The sequence below is a fragment of the Mammaliicoccus lentus genome, from assembly GCF_947036595.1.
Taxonomy (GTDB): domain Bacteria; phylum Bacillota; class Bacilli; order Staphylococcales; family Staphylococcaceae; genus Mammaliicoccus; species Mammaliicoccus lentus.
Genome location: NZ_OX344834.1, coordinates 2,603,414 through 2,615,389, shown reverse-complemented (window position 1 = coordinate 2,615,389; position 11,976 = coordinate 2,603,414). Strand labels below are relative to the sequence as shown.

The 11,976-nt window shown below is 31.3% G+C and carries 12 protein-coding genes; 7 read left to right on the top strand and 5 right to left on the bottom strand.

What is annotated here, in order from left to right; all coding sequences use genetic code 11:
- Window positions 1-20: 20 nt before the first annotated feature.
- The 7 genes from ACNMOQ_RS12980 to ACNMOQ_RS12950 all read left to right on the top strand — a co-directional run bounded on the left by ACNMOQ_RS12980 (window position 21) and on the right by ACNMOQ_RS12950 (window position 5,890).
- Entirely contained in the window at window positions 21-908 is an 888-nt protein-coding gene (locus ACNMOQ_RS12980; RefSeq protein ID WP_070044972.1) for an ABC transporter substrate-binding protein, read from the top strand.
- Complete coding sequence (locus ACNMOQ_RS12975) at window positions 886-1,884, top strand: FecCD family ABC transporter permease (protein ID WP_016999468.1); 999 nt, start codon at window positions 886-888, stop codon at window positions 1,882-1,884. The genes ACNMOQ_RS12980 and ACNMOQ_RS12975 overlap by 23 nt, the downstream gene beginning before the upstream one ends.
- Window positions 1,885-2,016: 132 nt before the next feature.
- Complete coding sequence (locus ACNMOQ_RS12970; RefSeq protein WP_416349981.1) at window positions 2,017-2,709, top strand: HAD family hydrolase; 693 nt, start codon at window positions 2,017-2,019, stop codon at window positions 2,707-2,709.
- Between the two features lie 2 nt (window positions 2,710-2,711).
- The gene (locus ACNMOQ_RS12965) at window positions 2,712-3,503 is read left to right on the top strand and encodes an alpha/beta fold hydrolase (RefSeq protein ID WP_239705322.1); all 792 of its coding nucleotides are present in this window, start codon (window positions 2,712-2,714) and stop codon (window positions 3,501-3,503) included.
- A 111-nt stretch (window positions 3,504-3,614) separates the two neighbouring features.
- Entirely contained in the window at window positions 3,615-4,142 is a 528-nt protein-coding gene (locus ACNMOQ_RS12960; RefSeq protein ID WP_016999471.1) for an SA0570 family protein, read from the top strand.
- Between the two features lie 105 nt (window positions 4,143-4,247).
- Entirely contained in the window at window positions 4,248-4,964 is a 717-nt protein-coding gene (locus ACNMOQ_RS12955; RefSeq protein WP_016999472.1) for an MFS transporter, read from the top strand.
- 140 nt (window positions 4,965-5,104) lie between these two features.
- Window positions 5,105-5,890, top strand: coding sequence for an alpha/beta fold hydrolase (locus ACNMOQ_RS12950; RefSeq protein WP_064204218.1), 786 nt, complete (start codon window positions 5,105-5,107; stop codon window positions 5,888-5,890).
- Window positions 5,891-5,989: 99 nt separating this feature from the next.
- Here ACNMOQ_RS12950 and sarA read toward each other — a convergent pair whose 3' ends face one another.
- From sarA to ACNMOQ_RS12925, 5 genes are all read right to left on the bottom strand, one after another.
- Window positions 5,990-6,358 carry a global transcriptional regulator SarA gene (gene sarA / locus ACNMOQ_RS12945; protein WP_016999474.1) on the bottom strand — a complete coding sequence of 123 codons (369 nt, stop codon included), beginning with the start codon at window positions 6,356-6,358 and terminating at the stop codon, window positions 5,990-5,992.
- Window positions 6,359-6,728: 370 nt separating this feature from the next.
- Window positions 6,729-7,847, bottom strand: coding sequence for a mannitol-1-phosphate 5-dehydrogenase (locus ACNMOQ_RS12940; protein WP_064211512.1), 1,119 nt, complete (start codon window positions 7,845-7,847; stop codon window positions 6,729-6,731).
- A complete protein-coding gene (locus ACNMOQ_RS12935; RefSeq protein ID WP_016999476.1) occupies window positions 7,847-8,281 on the bottom strand; it encodes a PTS sugar transporter subunit IIA in 435 nt (144 codons plus the stop codon). The genes ACNMOQ_RS12940 and ACNMOQ_RS12935 overlap by 1 nt, the downstream gene beginning before the upstream one ends.
- Window positions 8,282-8,287: 6 nt before the next feature.
- A complete protein-coding gene (locus ACNMOQ_RS12930) occupies window positions 8,288-10,330 on the bottom strand; it encodes a BglG family transcription antiterminator (RefSeq protein WP_416349980.1) in 2,043 nt (680 codons plus the stop codon).
- Window positions 10,331-10,354: 24 nt separating this feature from the next.
- A complete protein-coding gene (locus tag ACNMOQ_RS12925; protein ID WP_416349979.1) occupies window positions 10,355-11,869 on the bottom strand; it encodes a PTS mannitol transporter subunit IICB in 1,515 nt (504 codons plus the stop codon).
- Window positions 11,870-11,976 lie beyond the last annotated feature (107 nt).

Sequence of the window (11,976 nt, the reverse complement as noted above, 5' to 3'; positions counted from 1 at the left end):
AAAGATAGGAGAGAGATAAAATGAAATTATTTAGAGTTGTGTATTTATTATTTGCAGCAATAATTGTACTTTCAGGCTGTCAAAGTAATACAGACAATGAAAAAAATGAAGCCAAACAAGAATCAAAGGAGAAAGTAGAATACAAACGAATTATTTCATTAATTCCAAGTAATACAGAAATATTATATGAACTGGGTCTTGGTGATAAAGTTGTAGGGGTTTCTACAGTGGATGATTATCCTAAAGATGTGAAAGATAAAAAACAATTTGATGCATTTAAATTAGATACAGAAGCATTAATGAAAGCTAAACCAGATTTAATATTGGCACATGAATCTAATAAATCTACACAAGAAAAAGATTTGAAAAAATTAACTGATGCTGGCGTTAAAGTCGTATACATAGATGATGCTAATTCCATCAATGAAATGTACCAAACATTTAAACAAGTCGGTAAAGTTACAGGTAAAGAAAAAGAAGCTAATAAGCTTGTAGATAAAGTGAAAAACGATATCGAAAAGGTGAAAAAAGATATACCTGAAGATAAACAAGGCAAACAAGTATTTATGGAAATTTCATCACAACCAGATATTTATACATCAGGTAAAAACACATTTTATGATGATATGTTAACTTCAATTAAAGCTAAAAATGTATTTCATGATGAAGAAGGCTGGATTAAAACAGATAAAGAAAGTATTTTGAAACGCAATCCAGACGTTATGATAACAACGAGCGGGCAAAGCGAAGAAGAATATAAAAAATTGAATAACAATAGAGACGGGTTTGATCAAGTAAATGCAGTTAAAAACGACAGCGTTTACGCATTAAACGCAGATAAAATATCAAGACCAGGTCCAAGACTAGCTGAAGGATTAGAAGAGCTTGCAGACAAAATATACGACTAATCAATCTAGTCATTTTAAGTATATTTTGATTTGGTTTCTCGTTCTGTTGTTATCTGTTGCAGTGTCTTTGTTTATAGGTTCTACAGGTATAACATGGAAATTTGATAATCAACTAGAATGGACGATTTTTTATAAATTAAGAGTTCCGAGAACATTACTGGCTTTAATTGCTGGTATGGGACTAGTAATGAGTGGTCATATTTATCAAACAATATTAAATAACCCATTAGCAGATAGTTTTACATTAGGTCTTGCTAGTGGGGCAACATTTGGAAGTGCACTTGCAGTATTTCTTGGTGTATCCATTTGGTTTGTGCCGTTGTTTTCAATATTTTTTAGCATGTTAACGTTAATAATCATCGTATTAGTTACGGAAACAATGGTAAAAACTTTTCATGTAGCTACGATGATTTTATCGGGTATATTTATTGGCGCATTTTTTAGTGCAGCATTATATATACTACTATTAATAAAGCCAGACAAAGTTAATAACATGGTTTCATATATGTTTGGAAGTGTTGCTTCAGCTGAGAGAATAACCGTCGAAATAACTGGAGTCGTAACTATTATATGTATTGTCTTATTATTAGGTATGAGCCATGTAATCAAGCTTATACAACTAGGTGAAGATAAAGTTATTACGCTTGGTGTTAATGTTAGATTTATATCATGGTTCTGCTTATTAATAGCTGCAGTTATGACGGCCGTTATAATAAGTTTCACAGGCATTATTGGCTTTATAGGTATGATTGTACCCCAAGTAGTAAGGAGAGTATATAGAGTGCCTATGTTCATTAAAATGATACTTAATATTTTAATAGGTGGATCGTTGTTATTAATAGCAGATACCATAGGCCGTGTCATTATAAGTCCGATACAAATTCCAGTAGGTATTGTATTGTCAATTATCGCTATACCCGTTATGATGTATCTAATGATAACGGAACAACGCAAAAAAGAAAAAGGCAACCTTTAATGTTGTAATATTTCATATAGTAAACACCAATTTGTTAGTAGTTTATCTAACAAATTGGTGTTTTTAGCTATAAAATTGTTGTTGCTTTCTGAATAGAATAGTTTAAAATATTTCTATGAAAGGGATGATGACATGGATTCATGTGACATTCAAGCAATTATCTTTGATTTAGAAGATACGCTTGTAGATCGTGAAAAGTCACGATTAAAATTTTTGGAAGAACAATTTGAAAGATTTCATGAATTGATGGTTACAGTCCAAAAACGTGATTTTGAAAAGGTATATTTAACGTTAAATCCCTACGGTTTAGAGGATATAGAATGGGTTTATCAAGAACTCGTTAAGAGATTAAACATTGAAAAAATTACTTGGAAGATGTTTTATAATGACTATAAAATGCATTATTATAGATACCACTTTCCGTTTTACGATACATTGTTTACTTTAGATAAATTGGAAAGTATGGGATATAAACTAGGTGTTATTGCAAATGGTGAAAGCGAGAAAGTTACACATGTAATCAACGCTATTGGTATAGACCCATACATCGACTATATTTCAATTTCAGAAGATGTAGGTGCGATGAAACCCGATCCTATTATTTTCGAAGATAATATGAAACATTTAGGTGTTAAGCCAGAACAAGTATTATATGTTGGTGATTGTCCAATCAATGATATTGCTCCCGCTTATGCGATGGGGATGAAAAATGCTTGGGTTGCTAATTCGGTATTAGGAACACCTGAAGAAAATGAATTAGATTATACAATTGAAAATTTAAGTGATTTAATAGAGATATGTAAACAAATTCAAAGAGGTGAATAATCATGAATTTATTCTTAACTAAAGAGAATGTAGCAATACATTATGAAACAAAAGGAAAAGGTTTCCCGATAATCTTGTTGCACGGTGTTTTTCAAGATATGGAAGTATTTGCACCTCTTATCAAAAATTTGAGTAAACAGTATCAAGTGATATCTATAGATATGAGAGGGCATGGTTTAAGCGATGCACCATTTGATAGTAGAGTTGATGATTACGTTTCAGATATCCAGCAATTACTAAATGGATTATTTATTAATCGAGCTTTTGTTATTGGTTTAGAACTAGGTTCAACTGTAGCACTAGGGCTTGCTTATAAAAGTCCAAATTTAGTAGAAGGTTTAATATTGATTAATCCTACAGATAATCATAAAACTTTCCCGGAAAACCGTATTTACGATAGACATGCAGATGAAATAAGAACAATGAATGATGAAGAAAAAGAAAAATATTTAATGAAATTTAGATATAAAAACATTAAAAAAGCTAAAAAGTTTGTAAAATCGCATATACCATCTCATGCATTACAAACAATGGAAGAAGAAATCACAATAAAACGTTCATTCAAAGATTTTGATATTCTTGCTTTATTACATGAAATTAAAGTGAAAACACTTGTCATTTCAGGAAAGTATGATGGAAAAATCTTATATAGTGAAGGTCAAAAAATAAGCGAACTGCTACCAAATAGTGAATTTGTATTATTTGAGCAGTCTGGAGAACTACCATTTGTTGAAGAAAAAGAGAAATTTATTAGTGAAATGAATGAATTTTTAAGTGGAATTCCTCAAAATTAATCGTTTTGTTACATGATTGTAATAAAAGTAGTCAAATTGTAATGACTATGTTATAATAATCGCAGGTTGGATGCATAATCAAAAAGACAGATAAATGGAGGAGAACCTCATATGAAAAAATGTCTCTTAACTATTGCGATGTTACTTATGGTTTTACCATTTTCACCGTTTACTGAGGCACAAGCAGCAAATGATACCCACTTAGATATAAATGAGAAGAATATAGAATCATATAAAGAGGGTACTCAAGCCATTGAGAATATTAAAATTGGAGATAAAGTTTCAAAAATTAAAAACAAGTATCCTAATTTAATGTACTCATACTCTGATGACAGTAATGAAAAAGAAAACTATTATGAATTTGACACAAAAAATGGTCATATGATTATTACAGGAACAGGCAAAGGTCAGAATGAATCAGTTAAACGTATTACAATGATTTATGATCAACAGACTAATGTAGATTTAAATCAGTTAGTAGACCTTTTAGGTGAAGATACTACTAAACGTGTACAAGATAATAAATATACTGGCGGTTATGCTTACGTGAATAATGATAAAGCGCATTTCCAACTATCGAAAGCTACACCAGACAGTAAAGATTATAAAGTGTATCGTATTGATTTAGGCCAATATTAAATAGCTTGATAGCTCAATAGCTTAAACGAATCCCCCATTATTGTAATATACATATTGCATAATGGGGGATTAATTTATACAATATGAGAATAAGGTGGTGTGTTAATGCGTCCTAACAATACAGTATTACTTGAAAATGTGAATGATTATTTACAACATGTAGGTGTATTGCCTGAGCGAATAGACAAAGTTCAGCATTCATTAAAGAAAGATATGAAAAAATCAGATGAAAAAGAAGTTGATTATGCTGAATACAGACATAAATCACACGCTGAAATTCTTCAAATTATACAACGAAATTTAGCAATTGTTAGCTATAACCCTATTCTTTTTTATACATTAAATTTCTTATTATTTGCATATTTACTTGATAAGAAATTGGTTTTATTTAGTGCTGTGACAGGATTATATGTATTATATGTAATTTTTATATTAACAACATCACTAGGTGTATATTTAACAATAAAACGGAACAGTTATTTGTATCCCAATAGAAAATTGATGATTACCAATATTACTGTTTTTGGTATAGGCCTTATCCTTTGTGTATTAAAAATCTTTAATTTGAACTTAGGCATTTATGTTTTGCCGTTAGTCATTTTCCAAGCGATATTCGTAATAGGCCTTATGTTGTTAATTCTCGCGATTTTCCTACGTAAATTAGAAGTTGCTGCAATGGGATTTATTGTTTTACAAAAAACAATCTCATCTGTGACAACTAATGAAACGATAATTATGAGCGTGACTATTGCTAGTTGGGCAATTATATTGATGATTATTTTATTCTTCGTAATGAGATATTCGACAAGAAGATACGTTTAACTAAATAATATTAAAATCAGGCTGAGACATTTATTTTATGTCTCAGCCTGATTCATTTTCATTTTATTAAATTAAATATATAAAAGTGTGAAATTGTGTTAATCGGGTATATTATTACTGTAAAGTTGGGAGGATTACTTATGGGTAAACTAATAACAAGGGATGGTACTCAAATCGCTTTTGAGAAAAATGGAAACGGGACTCCATTAATTATGTTGCATGCATTGAGTATGAATTTAGCAGCATTTCATTCTACAGTCGAACAGTTAAAAAACGATTTTAAAATATATTCAATTGATTCCAGAGGACATGGAAAATCAGATAAACCAACAGAAATTTCAATACAAGAACATATCAATGATATCATTGATTTAATGGATGCTGAAGGCATTGAATCAGCATATATTGTAGGTCACGATATGGGTGGTGTAATTGCTCAAGAATTGACGATACAACAACCCAAACGTGTTAAGAAACTTATCTTAATATCATCTATTTCTAATAAAGGAAAACAGCCTCTCATTAAATTAATTGCAAAACATAGAGATAAAGTTGCCGGCTTTAGTAAAGAAGAAGCAATGTTAATTTTGTTTAATGAAATTTTTTATAACACTGATACAACGTTCAAATGGTACCAAGAAGTGAAAAAATATTATCGAATGACAGAAGAACAAGATGCTATATCAGTGCGAACAATTAATGGTATTAATATTGAGTCAGATGATATTAAAGTCCCAACACTTATAATAAAAGGGAAACATGATCCATTCTTAGATGAAGATGAAACAAATCATATTAAAAATGCACATACAGAACTCTTTGAAAATTCAGGACATGCACCTTTTATCGAAGAAAGTGAAAAATTTAAAAAAGTAGTTACTAAATTTTTAAAACAATGCACTTCTATGAAACAATCAATATCATAAGTATCATGTCTTAATAAATTTATACAATAAAAAGGTACACCAAATAATTTTGGTGTACCTTTTTATTTGTATCAAGAATATTTAATGCTTGATGCAAAATTAATCATTTATATCAGTATTAGCTATTTCTTTATCGATTTTTGCGATGACGTCAGCTATAGATTTGCGTTGTTTTTTATTAACTAAAATTAATACAGTACGTTCGTCATATTCATTTCTTCTCTTAGTGAAATAGTCTTGTTGTGATAAGTTTTTTACAGCTTTAACAATTTGCGGTTGTTTATAGTTGAGTTTATTAATGATTTTCTTTAAATGATATTCTTCTTCATCCGTGTCATTAATGTAAGTAAGTACAGCAAACTCTTCGAAGCTTAGTGAAAAATCTTTTTTAATGATTGACTTTAATTTGTCCACATACGTTACAAGCGATAATAAATCCGAACAATTTTCTATTTTAGAAATTGCCATTTTGAATCCCCCTAGATAATGGTTTTTTAAATTTTGAAGAAACACAAAGTAATACAACCCCTTGTATCATTCAATAAAAAGCTTTTTGTATTTCAAAACTATGATTTTAGTTAATCAATTATTTTCTTATTTTAGCTCAAATATAGCTATATGTAAACTAATAAGAGTAGGATTTAATTAAATATTAATACAAATAATATAAATGTCACAAACGAAAGTCACACATAATATAATGTTAAGAAATTTAAGTGTGCAAAAAATATTAATTCTTCTAATAAAATAAATAAAACATAACGAAATGATGAGATATTAATTGTATTATTTATAGAATGAAAAGAAAAAGCCGTATATTTATACGGCTTTTCAAAAACTACTTTTCAATTTCTGTGTATTGTATGATGACTTCTTCAATTGTTTCAGCATCTAACTCTGCATATTTTTGTAAGAATTCTGCCACACTATGTTCTTTGATATAAGTGTCTTTTTCGACAGTTTCTTTGTCATTTACATCTTTGTATTCTAGTAAATAACAAACAGCTTTAACAAGTTCAGAATGCTTTTTATTTCTTTTTGCTAATTCGATTAAAGGTTTAACGATTCGATCATTTGGTCCAACTTTACGTAGTACACCTCTACCAACTCTTGTAACATCATCTGATAGGTAAGGGTTATTAAAGCGACCAATTATTTTTTCAACATAATAAGCTTGATCTTCTTTAGTGAATTCATCAAATGTTGATATGAGGTACTCACTTGTTTCGTTAAGTACTTCATGTAAACCGGCTTTAATTTCTTTATCTTGAATGGCTTCAAGAATTGTATTGTAACCTTTGTATTGTCCATAATACGCTAAGTAAGCATGACCAGTGTTTACTGTCATTAATTTTCTTTCGATATATGGCGTTAAATCGTCAACGTAATGTACATCTTCTAATTGTGTTCCTTGCCATTTTGACGCTTCGACAACCCATTCAAAGAATGGTTCTACTAATACGTCTAATGAACCTTCTTTTTGACCTTGAGGAACAATACGGTCGACTGCTGAATTTGGGAATGAAATATCGTCTGATAGTGGACCAGTGATATTTAATATTGCTTCTTTCAACTGATCTGTAGCCATGATTGCATTCTCACAAGCAACGATATTAAGTTTTTTACCAGGTTCGCGTTCTGTTAAAAAGTTTGCAAAAGATTTAGCAATGATAGGTAAAATATTTACACCTACAGCTGTTGTAATAACATCTGCTTCAAGGATTGCTGCTTTTAAATCTTCTGTATTTGAAATGCTATTAATACCTTTGACGCCTGAAACAGGTTCTTTAGTATTTTCTTCATTAGCTATAATGACGTTATAAGCTTGTTCTTCGTTAATTTGATTGATAACATCCGCGTTTACGTCTACGAAAGTAACTTCGTAACCATTATCACTTAAAACTTTGCCAATGAAACCACGGCCGATATTACCGGCTCCAAAATGAATGGCTTTCATTAAAGCTCAACCTCCTCAAAGACTGCAAGAATTTCTTCTTTTGTTTGAGCATTTATAACTTTTTCAACGTTTTCTTCTTCACTAAATGTAATTGCGATTTGTGAAAGGATGTCTAAATGTTCGCCATCTTTACCAGCAATGCCTACAATAACTTTAGCTTCGTTACCGTCCCAATCAACGCCTTCTGGGATGTGTAGTAAAACTAACCCTGATTTTAATACTTCGTTTTTAGCTTCGTCTGTGCCATGTGGAATAGCTAAGAAATTACCCATATAAGTTGTTACAATTTGTTCACGTTCTTTCATAGCAGTGATGTATTTCTCTGTTACTGCTCCATCTTCTACTAATACTTGTCCTGCTTTTTCGATTGCTTCTTCTTGTGAATTTACTGATAAGTTCATAATAATGTTTTCTGGATTAAATAATTGTGTCATGATAAGTCACTCCGTTTTCGTTAATTTTTGTTTTAGTTTATTTAAGAAAAATGATTTAAGTGTATTTTCTATTAATACACGATCGTTTAATAGATGATTAATGTCATCTAAATGTTCTGTAATTAAAGATGATACTTCGCTCATTAGTTGTCCTTGTTCTGAATTAGCGGGTATAAACATTGAAACTAACCAATTAACCTCTTGCTCTTTATTTTCTATCGTCTTTAAGCTTAATGGTTTTATTAATTCTGTAATAATGAGCTGAGGTTTCTTTATTGATTCGTCTGATAGGTGAGGTATTGCTACTGGATAGCCTGTAAGTGCAAATCCTTGCAACGCTGTTCTTTGTTCGAACTTTTCAATAAAATCATTACTATTTTCAAGGACGTGATGTTTTGTCAGTGTTTGTACTAGATATCGAGTAAGATTGGTTACTTTTCTTTGTTCGAAAATCATGTTTTGAATCAAAGTTAAACTATCTTCTATAAAGTTGACTGTTTGATCATAATCTTTATGTGATAGCTGAGACTTTTCACCTACTTCATCTTTTAATGCGTAATGTATATTTTGTTGTAAATCTAGGAAGTATTTAACACTTTCGGCATCTTGTTCAGGTAATAATGGATTAACTGTAATATGTGGATATTTCGTATCTAAAGAAACTGTTGAAATCATACCGTCATATTTAGAGTAATCAATAGATTTTAAATCACTTACTGAAACTTCTGTTGTCTCTGCTATTTCAGAAAAATGTTGTTTCAATCGATTAGATAAGATTCTACTTGTACCTATACCACTACTACAGACGACTAACACATGAAGTGAAGGACTTTGTTTTTCATTGAGCATGCCACCAAAGTGTAATGCAATATAAGCAATTTCACTTTTAGGAAAATGATAATCACTGAGTACAATCTTTAAACCTGACGAAACAGCTTCAAAAAGTTCTTTATCATAAGTTTCGATCATTTCGGTAAGCGGATTGTAGGTTTCAATGTTTGCTTCAAGTCTATTAATAGCTGGTTCTAAATGTAAATTTAAACCATTGAATAAAGACGTTTCATCTTTAAAAGAGAAACCGCGTGATTTTACAAAATCAATTAATCTAGTTACACGTTGTTCGTGAATCTCGCTATTCTCATAAGTTGTTTCATGACGTCTTCTTGCGCCTCTTAAATGCATCGTAATAAAAGCAATTTCTGAACTGTTAAAAGTCACATCGTAAATGTCACTTAATACATTAGTTAAGCGAGTTGAAACTTTGAACTCTTCAGTTGAAATCAATTCGTTTAAAATATCGTTTTCAATTTCAACATGACCATCTTGTTTAATGCGTTCTATAGATAAAACGATATGGATAGTTAATGTTAAATAACTAGCTTCCGTTAACGTATAGGGTAGAACACCGAGTTCGTCCATTAGGAGTCTCTCAACGTTAAACAATCTATCTATATCTACGATGCCTTGTAAATGCGTTTCGTTTAAAGAGTGATAGACGAAGTGGTCTTCAACAACAGAATATACACTATCACTATCTAATTTTTCTAACATGATACGAGCTAAGAGTTGTCGCTTGTTAACTTCTTCACCAATTAACAATAAACCTTCGCCACGTTTTCTTTCTATAGATAAATCAAAAAGTGTTAATTCAGGTACTAACTGTTCTAAAATTTTATTTAAAGTTCGTGTGGATGCGCCAATTTCATTAGCCAAACTATAAAGTTTAACTGGATCTTTAGACTGTATTAAATTGTATAGAATAATTACTTTTCTTTCTTCATCTGACAAATCGATTGTATCTTGCTCATTTAGTGCTTGCATAAATTGATCTATATTATCGGGGTCGCCCTCAATGCGTAAACCTAATTTAGGCACTCTAGATAAAGATAAATGATAATTTTCTAAAGTCTTTTCTACTCTTTTCATTTCTCTATGAACAGTTCTTGAAGAAATACCTAGAGTTTGGGCAATGTCATGAATCGTTAAAAAAGAGTGAAGGCGTTCAGATAGTAACTTGAGAACACTTTTTTCCCGATTACTTATCATCATTAACCTTCACTCCTTTGTTTAAAATTATTTTTTTAATTCATTGATAAGTTCTTCATATCTTGGAGAATTCAAGAAATTATCTACTGAAATATGAATTGCTTTAGGATTTTTCTTAATCGCTCTATCTGTTAACGTTTTTTGAGTAATAACAACATCTGCGTTGTCAGGTAATTGGTTGATTGCAGTATTTGTAACTTCAATATCTGATAGGTCAGCTTTTTTGAATTTATTTCTTAACATACCTGCACCCATTGCACTTGAGCCCATACCAGCATCACAAGCGAATATCACTTTTTGAACGTTAGAGAAATCGTGAGCATCTATGTTTTCAGTATCGTATTTATCTAATAATTCTTCAGATTCATCTTTTTCTTCTTCATTTTCAGAAGTTGATTCAGCTTCTGTTCCTGTATTATCAGCTGTTAAAGCACTGCTTACTGAAGATTTTTTCCCTTTGCGAGCTTCCATATCTGCAGTTGCAGATTCTAAGTCGCCTTCAGGGTCTTTAGTGAATTTCAAGATAATCGATGCGACGATAAATGAAACGAGTGTAGCAAGAAATATGCCTAGTAACATGACTAAATAACTGCCTTTAGGTGTGATTGCGAAGTATGCAATTATAGAACCTGGAGAGGCAGGTCCTGTCGTACCAAAGCCGAACATACTAAATGTTGCAACACCTGTCATACCACCAAGTACAGCAGCTACTAATAATAAAGGACGCATTAATACGTATGGGAAGTAAATTTCGTGAATACCACCTAAGAAGTGGATAATACCAGCACCATATGAAGTTGCTTTAGCTGTTCCTTTACCGAATACCATGTAAGCAAGTAATATACCAAAACCTGGACCAGGGTTAGATTCTAAAGTATACAAAATAGATTTACCAGCTGCTGAAACTTGTTCAGAAGCTAACGGTGTTAACACACCATGGTTAATCGCATTATTTAAGAATACTGTCTTGGCAGGTTCGATGATGATACTTACTAAAGGTAGTAAGTGATGAGATACTAAGAAATCAACGCCCATACCAAGTAATTTCATTAAACCTTCAACTAATGGCGCTAATCCTTTGAAACCGACAATTGCCATTAAGAAGGCTAGAATACCAGCTGAGAAGTTGTTAAATAACATTTCAAAGCCTTGAGGTGTTCTTGGTACTAAGAAATCATCAACTTTCTTCATTAACCAACCAAGAAGCGGTCCCATAATCATTGCACCAATTAACATTGGTGTGTCTGGGAATGCAGCAATAACTCCCATTGTAGCAGTGGCACCAACGACACCACCACGTAAACCGTGTACTAAACGACCACCACTAAATGCTATAAGTAATGGTATTAAATATTTGATCATTGGATCTACCATAGTTGCAAGTTCTTCGTTAGGTAACCAACCATCTTCAATAAATAGTGCAGTTATAAGCCCCCAAGCAATAAAAGCACCAATATTAGGCATAATCATACTACTTAAAAATGAACCAAAGGCTTGGACTTTCGGACCTATACCCTTTTTCTTTTCAGTTTGTTCTGCCATGTAAAACACACCTTCCTTTACGTAAAAGTATTTGTACCTTTATCTTACGGAGAAGCGAGTCTATATACAATGAATACTAAATGTAACTTTGTCACATCAACTTTGCC

Bases quoted from the DNA above. Each gene is read 5' to 3' on its own strand.
- ACNMOQ_RS12980 (WP_070044972.1), top strand. From the start codon at position 21: ATGAAATTATTTAGAGTTGTGTATTTATTATTTGCAGCAATAATTGTA.
- ACNMOQ_RS12970 (WP_416349981.1), top strand. From the start codon at position 2,017: ATGGATTCATGTGACATTCAAGCAATTATCTTTGATTTAGAAGATACG.
- ACNMOQ_RS12965 (WP_239705322.1), top strand. From the start codon at position 2,712: ATGAATTTATTCTTAACTAAAGAGAATGTAGCAATACATTATGAAACA.
- ACNMOQ_RS12960 (WP_016999471.1), top strand. From the start codon at position 3,615: ATGAAAAAATGTCTCTTAACTATTGCGATGTTACTTATGGTTTTACCA.
- ACNMOQ_RS12955 (WP_016999472.1), top strand. From the start codon at position 4,248: ATGCGTCCTAACAATACAGTATTACTTGAAAATGTGAATGATTATTTA.
- ACNMOQ_RS12950 (WP_064204218.1), top strand. From the start codon at position 5,105: ATGGGTAAACTAATAACAAGGGATGGTACTCAAATCGCTTTTGAGAAA.
- sarA (WP_016999474.1), bottom strand. From the start codon at position 6,358: ATGGCAATTTCTAAAATAGAAAATTGTTCGGATTTATTATCGCTTGTA.
- ACNMOQ_RS12940 (WP_064211512.1), bottom strand. From the start codon at position 7,847: ATGAAAGCCATTCATTTTGGAGCCGGTAATATCGGCCGTGGTTTCATT.
- ACNMOQ_RS12935 (WP_016999476.1), bottom strand. From the start codon at position 8,281: ATGACACAATTATTTAATCCAGAAAACATTATTATGAACTTATCAGTA.
- ACNMOQ_RS12930 (WP_416349980.1), bottom strand. From the start codon at position 10,330: ATGATGATAAGTAATCGGGAAAAAAGTGTTCTCAAGTTACTATCTGAA.
- ACNMOQ_RS12925 (WP_416349979.1), bottom strand. From the start codon at position 11,869: ATGGCAGAACAAACTGAAAAGAAAAAGGGTATAGGTCCGAAAGTCCAA.